Here is a 16,673-nt window from a genome sequence, read left to right on the forward strand (position 1 = left end):
AGTGATGGCCTCTATTGCAATGACTATGAGGCTGAACGCAATGGGTGATCGGAATGGAGATTGCAATGGGCTCCGAGGTGAACGCATACTATGCAGCGGGGTGTGCCGCAGCGCCGAGCTCCGCGCACGTCGAGCGATGGGAGACGAGCAACCGATGCCCGGAGGCAGACTCACCATTGAGGACCGTCAGCAGATCGCCACGGGGCTGGCCGAGGGCCTCGGATACACAGAGATCGGCCAGCGCCTGGGGCGGCCCGCCTCGACCATCATGCGGGAGGTCACCCGCAACGGCGGGCCCAAGGAGTACGGGGCGGACCAGGCGGAGAAGGCCACACGGCACCGTGCGCGCCGACGCAAAAAGGCTCAGCCTCCGGCGCCGCCGATTCCCGACAGCGGCCATGGGCGTGACTCCCAAGCGGTCCAGGACTTCACAGAGTCCTTCACCGCCCTCCTCGTTCAGCAGGGGCTGCCCCGAATGGAGGCCAGGGTGATGGCCTGCCTGTTCATCACCGACTCCGGCGCTCTCACCGCCGCCGACCTGGTCCAGCGACTTCGCGTCAGCCCGGCGTCGATCTCGCACGCCGTCGCCTTTCTCGAACAGCAGGGAATGCTCATGCGGGAGCGGATCCCCGGCGAGCGCCGCGAACGCTATGTCATCGACGGTGAGATCTGGCTCCGGACCACCCTCGCAGCCGCGCAGATGAACGACTCCCTGGAGGCCGCATCACGGCGCGGAGCCGAGATCCTCGGGACCGCGACCCCGGCAGGCGCCCGCTTCGAGGACGCCGCCGAATTCCTGCTCCTCGTGACCGAGGCTCACCGGCAGGTCATGGAGCAGTGGGAAAGGCGCCTGGCCACCCGGAACGCCGCACGACGGTAACCCGGTCCAATCAGCGTCGTGCCGCAGTCGAGAGCACGTCACCGCGCACGGATACGCGTCCGTGGGGCGCGTCCCGGTCGGGACACGCCCCACGAAACGGGGTCAGACGAGCGGGCGGGCGGTCGGCGGGATGGCGACGGGCAGGTGGGAGCTGCCCTGCAGCCACTTGTCGACGGCGGCCGCCGCGGAGCGGCCCTCGGCGATCGCCCAGACGATCAGCGACTGGCCGCGGCCCATGTCGCCGGCGACGAACACGCCGTCGACGGAGGTGGCGTACGAGGTGTCGCGGGCGACGTTGCCGCGCTGGTCCAGCTCGACGCCGAGCTGCTCCAGCAGGCCCGCGCGCTCCGGGCCGACGAAGCCCATGGCCAGAGTGACGAGCTGGGCCGGGATCTCCCGCTCGGTGCCCTCGATCGGCTCGAAGCCGGTCTCCGGGCCCCGTACGTCGACGACGCGCAGCGCCCGGACCCGGCCGTCCTCGTCGCCGAGGAACTCCAGCGTGTTGACCGCGTACGCGCGCTCGCCGCCAAGGTCGACCAGCTCCTCGTGCGCCGACTCCATCTTGAACAGCATGGGGTAGGTCGGCCACGGCTGGCCGCCGGGACGGTTCTCCGGCGGACGCGGCATGATCTCCAGCTGGGTGATCGACAGCGCACCCTGGCGGACGGCGGTGCCGATGCAGTCCGCGCCGGTGTCGCCGCCGCCGATGACGACGACGTGTTTGCCCTCGGCGCAGATCGGCGACTCGGCGATGTCGCCCTCCTGGACCTTGTTGGAGGGCGGGAGGTACTGCATCGCCTGGTGGATGCCGTCGAGCTCCCGGCCGGGCACCTTCAGGTCGCGCCAGGCGGTGGCGCCACCGGCGAGCACCACGGCGTCGTACGAGGCGCGGAGCTCGTCGGCCGTGACGTCGACGCCGATGTTCGCCGAGGTGCGGAACTCGGTGCCCTCGGCACGCATCTGCTCCAGGCGCCGGTCGAGGTGCTTCTTCTCCATCTTGAACTCGGGGATGCCGTAGCGCAGCAGCCCGCCGGGCCTGTCGGCCCGCTCGTACACGACGACGTCGTGGCCAGCACGGGTGAGCTGCTGGGCGGCGGCCAGGCCCGCGGGCCCGGAACCGACGACCGCGACCTTCCGGCCGGTCCTGACGGCCGGCGGCTGGGGCGTGACCCAGCCCTCGGCGAAGGCGCGGTCGATGATCTCGACCTCGACCCGCTTGATCGTCACCGGGTCGGAGTTGATGCCCAGGACGCACGCGGACTCGCACGGCGCCGGGCACAGCCGCCCGGTGAACTCCGGGAAGTTGTTCGTGGCGTGCAGCCGCTCGATCGCGCCCCGCCACTCGTCGCGGTGGACGAGGTCGTTCCACTCGGGGATGAGGTTCCCCAGCGGGCAGCCGTTGTGGCAGAACGGGATCCCGCAGTCCATGCAGCGGGACGCCTGCTTCTCCAGCGAGCCCTTGGGGAAGTTCTCGTACACCTCGCGCCAGTCGCGGATCCGAACGTCGACCGGGCGACGCTTTGGGAGCTCCCGCGGATGACTCATGAAACCCTTCGGGTCAGCCATGTCTCCCCCTTCACCCGTTGACGGCGGCCATGACGGCCTGGTCTGCGTCGCGTCCCTCGGCCTCGGCGGCGGCGCGGGCGTCCAGGACTCTCTTGTAGTCGCGCGGCATGACCTTCGCGAAGCGTCCGACCGCGTCGTCCCAGTCGGCGAGCAGCGCGGCGGCCACCGTCGATCCGGTCTCGGCGCGGTGACGTTCGACGATGTCCCGCAGGTAGGCGCGGTCGTCGTCGCCGAGCGGGTCGAGGTCGACCATCTCGGTGTTGAGGCGCTCGGGCCGCAGGTCCAGGACGTACGCGATGCCGCCGGACATGCCGGCCGCGAAGTTGCGCCCGGTCGGGCCGAGGACGACGGCCCGGCCGCCGGTCATGTACTCGCAGCCGTGGTCGCCGACGCCTTCGACGACGGCGGTCGCGCCGGAGTTGCGGACGCAGAACCGCTCGCCGACGACACCGCGGACGAACGCATCACCGGACGTCGCGCCGTACAGCATGACGTTGCCGGCGATGATCTGCTCCTCCGCCTTGAACGGCGCGTCGGCGGGCGGGCGTACGGTGAGGCGCCCGCCGGACAGGCCCTTGCCCATGTAGTCGTTGGCGTCGCCGATCAGCCGCAGGGTGATCCCGCGCGGCACGAACGCGCCGAACGAGTTGCCCGCCGACCCGGTGAAGGTGACGTCGATGGTGTCGTCGGGCAGGCCTTCGCCGCCCCACTTCTTGGTCACCTCGTGGCCGAGCATGGTGCCGACCGTGCGGTTGACGTTCCGGATCGGCAACTCGAGCTTGACCGGGTCGCCGAACGCGATGGCGCCCTCGGCGAGCTGGATCAGCGTGTTGTCGAGCGCCTTCTCCAGGCCGTGGTCCTGCTCGGTGACGCGGTGCAGCGCCGCGCCGTCCGGCAGGTCGGGCCGGTACAGGATCGGGGCCAGGTCGAGCCCGGCGGCCTTCCAGTGGCCGACTGCCTCGGCGGTGTCGATCGTCTCGACGTGGCCGATCGCCTCTTCGATGGACCGGAACCCGAGCGCGGCGAGGTACTCGCGGACCTCCTCGGCGATGAACTCGAAGAAGTTGACGACGAACTCCGGCTTGCCGCTGAACTTCTTGCGCAGCTCCGGGTTCTGGGTGGCGACGCCCACCGGGCAGGTGTCCAGGTGGCAGACGCGCATCATCACGCAGCCGGAGACGACCAGCGGCGCGGTCGCGAAGCCGAACTCCTCCGCGCCGAGCAGCGCCGCGATGACGACGTCGCGGCCGGTCTTCATCTGCCCGTCGGTCTGCACGACGATGCGGTCGCGCAGGCCGTTGAGCAGCAGCGTCTGCTGGGTCTCGGCCAGGCCGAGCTCCCAGGGCGCGCCGGCGTGCTTGATCGAGGTGAGCGGCGAGGCGCCGGTGCCGCCGTCGTGCCCGGAGATGAGCACCACGTCGGCGTGCGCCTTGGACACGCCCGCCGCGACCGTTCCGACGCCGACCTCGGAGACGAGCTTGACGTGCACGCGCGCCGCCGGGTTGGCGTTCTTCAGGTCGTGGATGAGCTGGGCGAGGTCCTCGATCGAGTAGATGTCGTGGTGCGGCGGCGGCGAGATGAGGCCGACGCCGGGCGTGGAGTGCCGGGTCTTGGCGATCCACGGGTACACCTTGTGGCCGGGCAGCTGCCCGCCCTCGCCGGGCTTCGCGCCCTGCGCCATCTTGATCTGCAGGTCGTCGGCGTTGGTCAGGTACTCCGACGTCACGCCGAACCGGCCCGACGCCACCTGCTTGATCGCCGACCGGCGCAGGTCGCCGTTGGCGTCCGGCGTGAACCGCTCGGAGTCCTCGCCGCCCTCACCGGTGTTCGACTTCCCGCCGAGACGGTTCATCGCGATCGCGAGGGTCTCGTGCGCCTCGGCGGAGATCGAGCCGTACGACATCGCGCCGGTGGAGAACCGCTTGACGATCTCCGAGGCGGGCTCGACCTCCTCGACGGACACCGGCGGGCGTACGCCCTCGCGCAGCTTGAACAGGCCGCGCAGGGTCATCAGCCGATGCGCCTGCTCGTCGACGAGCTTCGTGTACTCCTTGAAGATCTCGTACCGGCGGGTGCGGGTGGCGTGCTGCAGCTTGAAGACCGTCTCGGGGTTGAACAGGTGCGGCTCGCCCTCGCGCCGCCACTGGTACTCCCCGCCGACCTCGAGGGTGCGGTGCGACAGCTCGTTGCCGCCGGGCGGGTACGCCCGGTGGTGGCGCTGCGCGACCTCCTCGGCGAGCACGTCGTAGCCGACGCCGCCGAGGCGGGAGGTCGTGCCGGTGAAGCACTCGCCGACGACCTCGTCGCCGAGCCCGACCGCCTCGAAGATCTGCGCGCCGGTGTACGAGGCGACCGTGGACACGCCCATCTTGGACATGACCTTCAGGACGCCCTTGCCGTACGCCTTGACCAGGTTGCGGACGGCCTTGGCCGGGTCGCCGGTGAGGACGCCGCCGGCGACCAGGTCCTCGACGGTCTCGATGGCGAGGTACGGGTTGACGGCCGACGCGCCGTACCCGATGAGCAGCGCCATGTGGTGGCACTCGCGGGCGTCGGCGGTCTCGACGACCAGCCCGACCCGCGTACGGGTCTTCTCCCGGATCAGGTGGTGGTGCACCGCACCGGTGAGCAGCAGCGACGGGATCGGCGCCTTCTCGGCGGTCGCGCCGCGGTCGGACAGCACGAGGAGACGGGCGCCGTCGCGGATCGCCGCCGACACCTCGGCGCAGATCTCCCGCAGGCGGCGCCGGAGCGCCTCGCCACCGCCGGCCACGTCGTACAGGCCGGAGACGACGTACGGCTGGAACTCGGGCCGGTCGCCGTCGTCGTTGATGTGGGTGATCTTGGCGAGTTCCTCGTTGTCGAGGATCGGCGTGGGCAGCACGAGCCGGCGGCAGGAGTCCGGGCCGGGCTCGAGCAGGTTGCCCTCGGGGCCGAGCGTCGACTGGAGGCTGGTGACGAGCTCTTCGCGGATGGCGTCCAGCGGCGGGTTCGTGACCTGCGCGAACAGCTGCTTGAAGTAGTCGAACAGCTGCCGCGGACGGTCCGACAGCGCGGCCAGCGGCGTGTCGGTGCCCATGGATCCGATCGGCTCGGCACCGTTCTTCGCCATCGGCGCCAGGAGGATCTTCAGCTCCTCGTTGGTGTAGCCGAAGATCTGCTGGCCCTTGACCAGCGTCTCGTGCGAGGGCAGGGCACCCTCGTGCAGCTCCTCGACGACGCGCAGCTCGCGCTCGGGCAGCTCGCCGAAGCGGACGAGGCCGTCGTTCAGCCACTCGGCGTACGGGTGCTCGCGGGCGAGCTCGGCCTTGATCTCGTCGTCCTCGACGATGCGGCCCTGGGCGGTGTCGACCAGGAAGATCTTGCCGGGCTGCAGGCGGCCCTTGCGGACCACCTTCGACTGCTCGATGTCCAGCACGCCGGCCTCGCTGGCCAGCACGACGAACCCCTCGTCGGTGACCCAGAAGCGTCCCGGGCGCAGGCCGTTGCGGTCCAGGACCGCGCCCACGACGGTGCCGTCGGTGAAAGTGACGCTCGCCGGGCCGTCCCAGGCCTCCATCAGCGTGGAGTGGAACTCGTAGAAGGCCCGCCTCTCGGCGTCCATCTCGGTGTGGTTCTCCCACGCCTCGGGGATCATCATGAGCACCGAGTGCGGCAGCGACCGGCCGCCGAGGTGGAGCAGCTCCAGGCACTCGTCGAACGACGCGGTGTCGCTGGCCTCGATGTCGATCACCGGGTAGATCCGGGACAGGTCGCCCGGCAGCAGGTCGGACTTCAGCAGCGCCTCGCGGGCCCGCATCCAGTTCCGGTTGCCCTTGACCGTGTTGATCTCGCCGTTGTGCGCGATGAACCGGTACGGGTGGGCCAGCTCCCACGCCGGGAACGTGTTCGTGGAGAACCGCGAGTGGACCAGCGCGATCCCGGTGCTGTACCGCCGGTCGGACAGGTCCGGGAAGAACGGCTCCAGCTGCGGGGTGGTCAGCATCCCCTTGTAGACGATCGTGCGGCTGGACAGGCTCGGGAAGTACACCCCGGTGTCCTGCTCCATGCGCTCGCGGGCGCAGAACACGATCCGGTCCAGCTCCAGCTCCCGGGCGCCGCTACGGGCGCTCAGGAACAGCTGGGCGAAGTGCGGCATGACCGCGCGCGCCGTCGGGCCGGAGAAGTCCGGGTCGTGAGGAAGCTCACGCCAGCCGAGGACCGTCAGGCCCTCCTCGTCCGCGATCCGCTCGACCACGGCGACAGCCTCGGCCCGCTCCGCCTCGTCCGTGGGCAGGAACGCGATGCCCGCGGCGTACGCGCCGGGCTCGGGCAGCGCGAAGTCCACGACCTCCCGGAACAGGGCGTCGGGCAGCTGGGTGAGGATGCCGGCGCCGTCGCCGTCGTCCGGTTCGGCGCCCTTGGCACCGCGGTGATCCAGGTTACGCAGGACGGTCAAGGCCTTCACGACGATGTCGTGACTCTTGCGGCCGTTCAGGTCGGCGACCATGCCGACGCCACAGGCGTCATGCTCACCCGCGGGGTCGTACAGACCTTGACGCTCTGGACGTCCTCGGCCCGGAATCATGGCAGCAGGCACCATCAACCCTCCTCGTCGTCTTCGTTCCGCTCCCCATCAGTTGCAGACTGGGACGACGTTGGCCCGCTGCGGTGAATAGAGATTACAACACTGCCTGATTCATCCCCGACGCGGCATGATCACGAAACTTGGTGAATCTTCCGCATCTTGTGCGAACCGAGGCTTTCGCCCGGTTGTTCCGACAAAGTGGCTGGTTCCGCCTTGATCGCACCGACGCGAACAGATCCGTTCCGGCGGGCCTGGTCGTCACCGGATGTTCCCCCGATATTCGAAAACGGCCCCCGTCCGGCTGGACGGGGGCCGCGGGCGGCTTCCGGCTGGGCGGGAGCCGCGGGTCGGCTTCCGGCTGGAGGGGAGCCGCGGGTCGGCTTCCGGTTTGCTCAGCCGGCTTCCGGCTTCCTCAGCTCCTGACGTTCCTGGTGAACAGGAACGTCTTGCCCGCGCGCTCCACGAGGCCCGCCGGAGCGATCGTGTCGGGACTGGACGCCGTGCCGTCCGCGCCGCCGGCCCAGCCGATCACGACGAAGTGCCCGTACGCTCCGCCGGACGCGCCCGTGTTGCCCTTGCCGAAGTTACTGACCGGCGCGGGCCCCGAGACCGGCTGGAAGAAGCCCTTGTTGCCCGAGTCCGGGTCCATGTCCCCGATCAGGCTGTTCGCGGCGTTGACGTCGCGGAGGTTGAAGATCACCACCTGGCCGACCCAGCGCTGGTCCGACGAGACGTACGCGGCGCGGATCGCCTGCGTGCAGCCGTAGCTCTGCAGGGCCGTCTTCAGCCCGGCGCCCCAGACCGCGCTCCCGCAGTCGCTGTCCAGCCGCCCCGAGCCCTGGAGCTGCATCGTGATGTGCTCGATGTTGTTGGTCTGCGCCTTGGCCTCGGCGTCGCTGAAGACCTCGGTCAGAGTCATCGGCTGGGAGTCCGCCGAGGCGCTGTTCAGCTTGTCCCACAGCGACCAGGACTTGGTGGCGTTGTAGTAGGACGGCTTGTACTGGCCGTTCGCGGAGCCCGGCTGCCCGGGCCCCGTCTCCCCCGCCCCCGGCGTCCCGACCGCCGCCGGCGACGTGCCCGTCTTGGTCTTGTCGTCCCCGCCGCTCGACGCGGCGTAGTAGGCGCCGCCGAGCACCCCGCCGACCAGGAGGACGGCACCGGCGATCGCCCCGATGACGATGCCGCCGTTGCCCTTCTTCGGCGGCGGGCCCATGGGCGGCTGGCCCATCGGACCCATCGGACCCATCGGGCCCATGGGGCCCTGCATCTGCGGCGGCTGCATGCTCGGCGGGCCCATGGGCACGCCGCCCGCCATCGTCTCCTGGTGCTGCCAGCCGGGAGCGGACGGACCGTATCCGCCCGGCGGGGGTGTCGCACCCCACCCGCCGGGCTGGCCTCCCTGGGGCTGCTCGCCGGGGCCGGTGGGCGGGTACGGGTAACTCATATCGTGATCTCCTCTGATGACCTCGCCTCTTAGAGGGAGAAGCCTAGGGTGTGGTTCCCACCCATTCGGCCGGATTCTGACACGTCTACGCTGGACGCCATGTGTCAGGTGCCCGAAGAGGCCGCACGACTTCTGGAAGGCGTGGGCGCCCGTCGCCTCCGCCACGCCCTCGCCCTGCTGATCGGTGATCGTTCCTGGGACGCCGACACGCTCGTCCGCGCCACCAACGCGCCCCGCCGGGCGATCGACGCGCTGCTGGCCGCGCTCGGCGACGATCTCGACGATGGGCGGATCCGCCGCGACCGGATCGACGCCTACCGGCCCCTGACCGTTCCCCCGCTCCTCGCCGACCCGGTCGCCCACCTGCTTCCCGAGCACGCCGAGGCCGTCGCCGCCATGGACGGGCTCATCTCCGCCGCGCCCCGCGCCCGTACCGCGCTCGACCACGTCGCGGCCACCGCCGACACCGCCGTCCGGCGGGCGCTGCTGCTCGGCGCCCGGTTCTGGCTCGGCTCGGCGCGGCTGCTGTGCGTCGGCGACCACGACCTCACGTCCCTCGCCGTCGCGCTCACCCACCCCGGTGTCGAGATCACCGTGGTCGACATCGACGACCGCATCCTGGAGTTCATCGGCGATGAGGCGGCCCGCCGGGGCCTGCAGATCCGCTGCCGGTTCGCCGACCTGCGGCTGGGACTGCCGCCCGGCGCGCGCGAATGGGCCGACCTGGTGTTCACCGACCCGCCGTACACACCGGACGGCGTCGCGCTGTTCACCCGGCGCGGCCTGGAAGGGATGCGCGACCGCGAGACCGGCCGGGTACTGGTCGCGTACGGCGCCAGCGAGGGCACGCCCACGCTGGCGCTGAAGGTGCAGGAGGCGCTCGGGCCACTGCACCTGGCGTACGAGGCGATCTGGCCGGACTTCAACCGCTACCACGGGGCGCCGGCGATCGGCTCGGCCAGCGACCTGTACGTCCTGCGGCCCACCGGCCGTACGTGGAAGGCGCTCGGATCGGCCGTCGCGGGGACCCGGATCTACACGCAGGGACCGCAGGCGGTCGAGTCCCCGGACCGGCCCGTCGATCCGGCCGTCGCCGAGCCGGCCGACCTGCTGGTCGGCGAGTGGCCGAAGGGCTTCGCCCCCGGCACCCCGCGCGTTCACCTGGCGACGTGGCTGGCCAAGCCCTACGCCGGCCGGGCGGCCGACGTGGTCGTCGCGCTACCGGCCGGGTACGACGCCCTGCTGCCCCGGGTGCTCCTCGCGTCACGAGCCGAGCGGGTACGCGTGCTGACGCCGTCGGTCCTCCCCCGGGCCCTGAAGAGCGTGCTCGCGGCGGTCTACCACGTGAAGACCGAACCCGGCGAGATCGTCGCCTCCCGCGTCGCACCGCCCGGCGGGGCCGGAGCCGTCCTCCGGTACATCCTGGACCGGCCCCACGTGCGGATCGCCGGCTCCTGGCGGGAGGGCCTCATCCGGCACACCACCGGCGGCCTGACCAAGAACCAGGCCCGCGCCCGGATCCAGGACGCGGCCCCGTGGCTCGGCGACGCGACAGTGCTGGACCTGCCCGCCCACCGCCTCAGCGACCTCCCCGACGCAGTACGCCGCACGCTCGACCTCTGACCCGCATAGGCGGCGAGCACACCGACGCACCAGCGAACGAGCGCCAGCCAGCCCCTCGATCACGCTCAACACGGTCCAGCGCCAGCCTCGGTCCGCGCCAGCCTCGGTCCGCGCCGGTCACGGTCCGCGCTGGACAGGGCCGGCCTCGGTCCAGGCAGGTGCCGGTCAGGGCCGACCACGGTCACGGTCCGAGCCGCTCAGGACGCTTTAGTCTTTCTGGCCCTTGTCGGCGACGCGTCCGACTATGGAGGGGGGCGGGCCGACCGTGACGAGCAGTGACAGCAGCTTCGGGTCCGTCTCGCTGCCCGATCCGTCCGCGCGGCGTACCCAGGTGATCACCGCGTAGTGGCCCATCGCCACCCCGCGTGCGGTGCTGAAGCCCTGGCTGAACGCCGCCTCGTCGGAGGGCGGTTTCGCGAACCCATTGCCGGTCCGCGGATCGGCCGCCGTGACCAGTTTGCCGGCGACCGTGGAGTCGGCCAGGTTGAAGATCGCCACCATGGCCATGAAGTGCTTGTCCGCGTACACGCCGCGGGCCACCTGGGTGCAGCCCACCTGCTGCACCAGCCTGACCAGTGCCTGTCCCCAGACGGTGTCGGCGCACCGGGCGTCCAGTTTCGACGTGGTCAGCTTCAACGACGCCTTCGAGTCCGTATCCGCGATGGTCTTCTTGTCGAAGACCTCGTTCTCGGTGAGTGGACTGGGATCGGCGGTGCGCTTGGCGATGGGGGCGAACACTTCGGTGGACGCCGTCGCGGAGTACACCGACGGCGACGGTCCACCGGCCAACGAGCCGCCCGGCTGCGGGGCCGAGGGCTTCGGCTCGTCGTGGAGCAGCACGACCACGCCGGCGACGGCGACGAGTGCGACGACCAGGATCACTCCGGCTGCGAAGAAATAGGCCGCGGGGGGCAGAGCGCCCGGCCCCTTCTCACCCTGCGCGAGCCGCGCCCGGCCCTTGATCGCGGGTAGCCGGAGGGACGGACGTGATCTCCGCGGTGCCTCCCCGGGATCGCCCTCGGGATCGGCGTTCGGGTCGTCCGGAGGCGGGCCGCCGTTCCACCCGGCAGGCTGCGGTCCCTCTGAAGGCGCTCCGCCGTTCCATTCCGGGGACGGCTGTCCCTCGGGAGGTCGTCCGCCATTCCACCCTGGAGAGGGCTGACCCCCGCCGTTCCACCCTTGGCCCGGCTGCCCGCCGGCAGGACCTCCGCCGTCCCACTCCGGAGACGGCTGACCTCCGCCGTTCCATCCTTGGGCCGACTGCCCGCCGGGAGGACCTACGTTCCGCCCTTGTCCCGGCTGTCCGCCGGGAGGTCGTCCGCCGTTCCAGCCGGGGGGCTGCTGTCCCTCCGGGATCGGTGGCTGACCGCCGTTCCATCCCGGAGACGGCTGCCCTCCAGGAGGCCGTCCGCCGTTCCACGCGGCTGGCTGCTGCCCGTCCCAGCCCTGGGAGGGGCCGTTGTTCCGGCTATCCACCGGCGAGGACGAGTCGTTCCCAGACGAAGTCGTCGGCCCGTTCGATGGCGATGCTGGCGTTCAGCAGTTCGTTCATCGTCTGCGGCTGTGCTCCGCCGGCCTTCTCCACCCAGCTGATGACCACGAAGTGCCCGAACGGCTGGCTGTAGGCCGCGCTGAAGCCGCCGGTGAAGTTCGTCGATCCCTTGACCGTGAGCGGCGAGACGAAGCCCGCGCTGCTTCCCGGGTCGAGGTCACGGATGATCTGCGACGCGCCGTCGAGGGTCTCGAGGTTCAAGGCGATGAACTGGCCGACGTACTGCTTGTCGTTGCTGACGTACGCGCCACGGGCGATCTGGGTGCACCCGTACTTCTGCAGGTCGGCCTGGAGCTGCTGCCCCCAGGTGACGGTCTTGCAGTCACCGGCGATGTCGGATCCCGCCAGCGTGAAGGTGAACTTGCCGCTGGTGACGGTCTTGTCCTCGGCGCCGAAGACCTCGTCCTTGTTCAGCGGGCGCTTGTCCTTGCTGCGGTCGGACAGCTTCTTCACCTGGGAATTGGGCGGGGTGTTGACGTAGATCTTGGGCAACACCTTGACCGCCGCGGCGGCTTCCGGCTTCTTGTCACCACCGCCGCAGCCGGCGGTGAGGAGCATGGCCACCGCGACCCCTCCGGTGATCAGGAGGTTTCGCTTGGAACCACTGGCCGAGCCTCGCGCGGCGCGACGTCCCCGCGACGCCTGTCCCTGCTCGCCGTCCTCGTAACCCATGTCGCTCACGAGCCGTGAGCTTAGCGAACCTCCAGGGACGAGATGTCCATATCGCCGCTCTGCCCCTTTTTGTCCCGCTGTTTGTGGCGCATCCCACGGACCGCCGAACGCCCCTCCCGCCCGGCAGAAACGCCCGGCCTGACGGCCGGAGGCACGTCCAGGACGGCGCTAGCCCCGCCCCGAATGACGGGGCCAGCACTCAAGATCATTTGGTCAGGCGCCGCGACCCGCCGACGACCGGTCCGTCTTTCCCGCCGGAGAGGCCTTCTCGTCGTCGTGCGAGACGTCGTCCGTGGTGGAGGCCTCGGATCCGTCGGCCGCGTCGCTCTGCGAGCGGCTTTCCTCGCCGTTCGGCGCGTCGCCGGCGGCCGGAGAGTCGGTGGCCTCGGCGTCGTTCTCCGTCTCACCGCCGGGAGCGTCCGCGGTGTCCGTGGCGTCGTCGTCCGCGGGCTCTGCCTTCGCCCCGTCCGTCTCGGAGCGCTCCGGGGCGTGCGCGTCGCCGGCCTCCGGGGATGAGGCCTCGCCCGCGTCGTCGGCGGCCGCCTCGCCGCTCTCCGGAACGTCGGTGGTGGACTCGCGGTCCTCCGGGACGTCGGTGGTGGACTCGCCGTCCTCCGAGGTGCTGGTAGCGGACTCGCCGCCCTTCGGCTCGGCCGTCTCGGTCTCCGTCTTCTCGGCGGCCTCTGCGGCTTCCACGGTCTCGGCGGCGTCTTCCGAGTCTGCGGACTCGTCAGGCTCGGCGGGCGCTTCCGCTTCGGGCTGCTCGACGGGCTCCTCGGCGTCCTTCGCCTGCTCCTCCCCCTCCGCCCGGGTCACGGCGGCGGCACCTGCCACCGCCGCGTCGTCCTCGCTCGTGACCCTCTCCGCAGCGGACTCGTCCGCCGTGGTGTCCGCCGCCGTACCGAAGGCGCCGGGCGGGTTCTCGGTCTTGCCGCGCTGGAAGTAGATGTAGGCCACCGCGCAGAGGAAGACGATGAGCGCGGTCCAGTCGTTGAGCCGAACGCCCAGGATGTGGTGGGCCGGGTCGACACGCAGCCACTCGGTCCAGGCCCGGCCCACGGTGTAGGCGGCGACGTACAGGGCGAACGCCCGCCCGTAGGCGAGCCGGAAACGCTTCTCCGCCCAGATGACCAGGATGGCCACCCCGACGCACCACAGGGACTCGTACAGGAACGTCGGCTGGTACGTCGCGATGTCCGGGGTGTTCGGCGGGCGGTGCGCCGGGTCGATCTTCACGGCCCAGGGCAGCTTCGTGGGCCGGCCGTACAGCTCCTGGTTGAACCAGTTGCCCCAGCGCCCGATCGCCTGGGCCAGGACGATGCCCGGCGCGGCGGCGTCGGCGAAGACGCGCAGGGAGATCCCCCGGCGACGGCAGCCGAGGTAGGCGCCGAACGTGCCGAGAGCGATGGCCCCCCAGATGCCGAGCCCGCCGTTCCAGACCTTGAGCGCGTCGATGGGATGGCGACCATGGCCGAAGTACAACTGGTGGTCGGTGATGACGTGGTAGAGCCGCCCGCCGACCAGGCCGAACGGCACGGCCCAGACCGCGATGTCGACGACCGTCCCGGACGCGCCGCCCCGGGCCGTCCAGCGCCGCTCCCCGAGCCATACGGCGACGATCACCCCAATGATGATCATCAAGGCGTACCCGCGAAGGGGCAAGGGCCCCAGATGGATGCTGCCCTGCGATGGGCTGGGGATGAAGGCGAGCGGCTGCATGGGATGTGAGATTACCGTCTGGCGGGCATCCGACGGCGCGGCGACGGTGAAGATCGGGCGTCGAATGCGCATCGCCGCCGGGGGTGAGTCCCGCCGGCATGGCGATGGGGGCACGGCCGATGGCCGTACCCCCATGTGCCTGCGCCGACCGGGGCACGGCGTGGCTCGGCCGTGCCCCGTCCGGGGCCGTCGTTACTTGCCGGCCTTGGCCGACGGGCTGGCCGAACCGGTCGGAGCGGACGTCGGCGCCGCGCTCGGCGTGGCGTCGACCGGCTTGGCGGCCAGAATGGCCTTCTCCAGGGCGGACGGCTTCAGCAGGACGTTGGTCAGGTCCAAGGACTGGCCGTTCAGGTAGACGGTCGGCGTGCCGGTGACCTTGCGGGACTGCTCGGCGTAGGTCGTCATCGAGTCGATCTGGCTCTGCTTCTGCATCCCCTTGACGCACTGCTCGAACGCCGGGGTGTCGAAGCCGAGGTCCTTGCCCCAGCCGATGAGGTCCTTGTTGGAGAAGCCGCTCGAGCCCTCCGCCGGCTGGTTCTTGTAGATCGTGTCGTGGTACTTCACCCACTTGTCCGCCGGAGCGCACAGCGCGGCGTTGGCGGCCCGCTGGGAGTTGCCGCGGATCGGCTCCTCCCGCTCCTTGAACAGCCAGAACGGGTTGTAGATGACGTTGACCTTGCCCTCGGCCGCGAGGCGCTTGATCGTGTTACCGCTGGTGCTCTCCATCTCCTTGCAGATGGGGCACTGGAAGTCCTCGAACATCTCCAGCAAGGGCGCCTTGTTCCCCGGCTTGCCCATGAGGATCCGGCCGTCGGCCATGCGGGTCGCCGGCGCCAGCGCACCGGTGTACGTGTTCTTGTCCTTCTTGTTCACGACGTACACGGTGACGACCACGGCCAGCGCCACGATCGCGAGGGCGCTGATGGCGATGGTGAGGGCCCGCATCCGCTGCTGCTTCTGCGCCTGGCGCTTGCGCTCCTCCGCCAGCCGCTCGCGGGCCGACCGCTGTCGAGCGGCCTTACTCATCTGGTTCTCCTAGTTTGAATATCTCAGGTGGTGGTGTACAGACCGAGCACCCGGTCAAGCGCGAGTTTTCCGCGCGGGAACACCATCAGCCAGGCGGCGAGGGCGAGGAAGCCGAGGTCTCGGAAGACCTCCCTAAGGTAATGGGTCTGGCCCTTGCCCACCGTGCCGCCGCCCCCGAAACAGCCACAGTTGATCGACAATCCGCGCGCCGCCACGGAGATGATCCCGGCGATGAAGACAATGAACAGCAGACCCACGCAGATCGCCATGACCCGGGTGGCGAACCCGAGCAGGATCATCGCGGCCAGGACCATCTCCAGCACCGGCAGCCCGAGCGCGACCGGCGTGACCATGCCCTTGGGCAGGATCTGGTACGCGGAGACCGCGGTCTTCTGCAGTGCCGGCGGCTCGGTGAACTTCGCGTACCCGGCGATCCCCATGATGGCCGCGAGCGCGACGCGCACCACGAGCGTGATCCAGTCCTGGCGGCGCTGAATGACCGCCGGAAGGCGGACCCGTCCGATGAGACCGGTCCTGGCCTCCACGTCCTCGGTCTTCGCGGTCGTCGAGCCGCGCCTCGCGGACGCCGTCTTCCCGCCCGCGGACGCTCCCCCGGTGGCCTTGGTCCTGCGTCTCGCGGAGTCAGCCTTGGCTTCAGCCACTGTCGTTCCTCACCCTGTCATGATCCGGCGCGCGCCAGCATAGGCGACGAGAATGTAAGGACACCGTCAAGCACGGTAGATCCTGTCACCTTCCCGGCGTACGCGGGTCCGCTATCGGCGGACACCCTCGGCGAGTTCGGCGGTGAGCCGGCGTACGGCGTCGATCCCGGCCTCGGGCGACGGCGCGTCGAGCAGCCGGCGGATGAACGCCGAGCCGACGATGACGCCGTCGGCGTAGCCCGCGACCTCGGCGGCCTGCTCGCCGTTGCTGACGCCCAGGCCGAGCCCGATCGGCAGCGGCGACCGCTGGGCCATGGCCTTGCGGGTGCGCTCGACCAGGTGGGCGGCACCGGTGTCGACGGCCGTACGCGCACCCGTCACACCCATGAGCGAGGCGGCGTACACGAACCCGCGGGACACGCCGGTGATGATCCCGAGGCGCTCGTCGGTGGAGCTGAGGGCGACCAGGAAGACGCGGTCGAGGTCGTACGCGTCGGAGGCGGCCAGCCACGGCTCGGCCTCCTCCGGCGTGAGGTCCGGGGTGATCAGGCCGCAGCCGCCCGCCGAGGACAGGTCGCGGGCGAAGGCGTCGACGCCGTACCGGTCGACGGGGTTCCAGTACGTCATGACGAGCGTGCGGGCCCCGGTGGCGGCGACCGCCTCGACCGTACGGAACACGTCGGCGACCCGGATGCCGCCGGTCAGCGCCTGGTGGACGGCGTCCTGGATGGTCGGGCCGTCCATGAGCGGGTCGGTGTAGGGCAGGCCGATCTCGATGACGTCACAGCCGGCCTCGACCATGGCCGTGGCGGCGGCGACGGCCCCCTCGTACGAGGGGAACCCCGCGGGCAGGTAGCCGACGAGCGCCGCGCGCCCCTCACTCTTGGCCTTCTCGAACGCCGTCGCAACGGTCGGTGCGTCGCCTGTCATGGATCCACTCCGCCGATCGTCTCGCGCCTGGC

Annotated in this window: 11 protein-coding genes; 2 read left to right on the forward strand and 9 right to left on the reverse strand. The window is 70.7% G+C overall.

All coding sequences use genetic code 11. The annotated features are described in order from the left end of the window. Positions 1–154 precede the first annotated feature (154 nt). Complete coding sequence (locus ACYVF7_RS42045) at positions 155–880, forward strand: GbsR/MarR family transcriptional regulator (protein ID WP_460351574.1); 726 nt, start codon at positions 155–157, stop codon at positions 878–880. 102 nt (positions 881–982) lie between these two features. Here the strand turns inward: ACYVF7_RS42045 and ACYVF7_RS42050 are convergent, their stop codons facing one another. From ACYVF7_RS42050 to ACYVF7_RS42060, 3 genes are all read right to left on the reverse strand, one after another. Further along, on the reverse strand, positions 983–2,446 hold the full coding sequence (locus ACYVF7_RS42050) for a glutamate synthase subunit beta (protein ID WP_460351575.1): 1,464 nt from the start codon (positions 2,444–2,446) through the stop codon (positions 983–985). A gap of 10 nt (positions 2,447–2,456) precedes the next feature. Beyond that, positions 2,457–7,028 (reverse strand): glutamate synthase large subunit, encoded by a 4,572-nt coding sequence (gltB, locus tag ACYVF7_RS42055; RefSeq protein WP_460351576.1) that lies wholly within the window; start codon positions 7,026–7,028, stop codon positions 2,457–2,459. A 397-nt stretch (positions 7,029–7,425) separates the two neighbouring features. After that, positions 7,426–8,457 (reverse strand): hypothetical protein, encoded by a 1,032-nt coding sequence (locus ACYVF7_RS42060; protein ID WP_460351577.1) that lies wholly within the window; start codon positions 8,455–8,457, stop codon positions 7,426–7,428. A gap of 99 nt (positions 8,458–8,556) precedes the next feature. Between ACYVF7_RS42060 and ACYVF7_RS42065 the strand changes: the two genes are divergently transcribed. Then, positions 8,557–10,080 carry a bis-aminopropyl spermidine synthase family protein gene (locus ACYVF7_RS42065; protein ID WP_460351578.1) on the forward strand — a complete coding sequence of 508 codons (1,524 nt, stop codon included), beginning with the start codon at positions 8,557–8,559 and terminating at the stop codon, positions 10,078–10,080. 207 nt (positions 10,081–10,287) lie between these two features. On the opposite strand, the gene ACYVF7_RS42070 is transcribed toward ACYVF7_RS42065, so the two are convergent. The 6 genes from ACYVF7_RS42070 to trpA all read right to left on the reverse strand — a co-directional run bounded on the left by ACYVF7_RS42070 (position 10,288) and on the right by trpA (position 16,641). Next, a complete protein-coding gene (locus ACYVF7_RS42070) occupies positions 10,288–10,962 on the reverse strand; it encodes a hypothetical protein (protein WP_460351579.1) in 675 nt (224 codons plus the stop codon). A gap of 586 nt (positions 10,963–11,548) precedes the next feature. Then, positions 11,549–12,313 (reverse strand): hypothetical protein, encoded by a 765-nt coding sequence (locus tag ACYVF7_RS42075; protein WP_460351580.1) that lies wholly within the window; start codon positions 12,311–12,313, stop codon positions 11,549–11,551. Between the two features lie 204 nt (positions 12,314–12,517). Continuing rightward, positions 12,518–14,158, reverse strand: coding sequence for a prolipoprotein diacylglyceryl transferase (lgt, locus tag ACYVF7_RS42080; RefSeq protein ID WP_460351581.1), 1,641 nt, complete (start codon positions 14,156–14,158; stop codon positions 12,518–12,520). Positions 14,159–14,215: 57 nt separating this feature from the next. Continuing rightward, positions 14,216–15,049: a DsbA family protein gene (locus ACYVF7_RS42085; protein ID WP_460351582.1), complete on the reverse strand. Its 834-nt coding sequence runs from the start codon at positions 15,047–15,049 to the stop codon at positions 14,216–14,218. Between the two features lie 23 nt (positions 15,050–15,072). After that, entirely contained in the window at positions 15,073–15,711 is a 639-nt protein-coding gene (locus ACYVF7_RS42090; protein WP_460351583.1) for a DoxX family protein, read from the reverse strand. Between the two features lie 111 nt (positions 15,712–15,822). Further along, a complete protein-coding gene (trpA, locus tag ACYVF7_RS42095; protein WP_460351584.1) occupies positions 15,823–16,641 on the reverse strand; it encodes a tryptophan synthase subunit alpha in 819 nt (272 codons plus the stop codon). Positions 16,642–16,673 lie beyond the last annotated feature (32 nt).

This window comes from Actinoallomurus acanthiterrae, from assembly GCF_054775715.1.

Bases quoted from the DNA above. Each gene is read 5' to 3' on its own strand.
- ACYVF7_RS42045 (WP_460351574.1), top strand. From the start codon at position 155: ATGCCCGGAGGCAGACTCACCATTGAGGACCGTCAGCAGATCGCCACG.
- trpA (WP_460351584.1), bottom strand. From the start codon at position 16,641: ATGACAGGCGACGCACCGACCGTTGCGACGGCGTTCGAGAAGGCCAAG.
- ACYVF7_RS42060 (WP_460351577.1), bottom strand. From the start codon at position 8,457: ATGAGTTACCCGTACCCGCCCACCGGCCCCGGCGAGCAGCCCCAGGGA.
- lgt (WP_460351581.1), bottom strand. From the start codon at position 14,158: ATGGGGGTACGGCCATCGGCCGTGCCCCCATCGCCATGCCGGCGGGAC.
- ACYVF7_RS42065 (WP_460351578.1), top strand. From the start codon at position 8,557: ATGTGTCAGGTGCCCGAAGAGGCCGCACGACTTCTGGAAGGCGTGGGC.
- ACYVF7_RS42050 (WP_460351575.1), bottom strand. From the start codon at position 2,446: ATGGCTGACCCGAAGGGTTTCATGAGTCATCCGCGGGAGCTCCCAAAG.
- ACYVF7_RS42085 (WP_460351582.1), bottom strand. From the start codon at position 15,049: ATGAGTAAGGCCGCTCGACAGCGGTCGGCCCGCGAGCGGCTGGCGGAG.
- gltB (WP_460351576.1), bottom strand. From the start codon at position 7,028: ATGGTGCCTGCTGCCATGATTCCGGGCCGAGGACGTCCAGAGCGTCAA.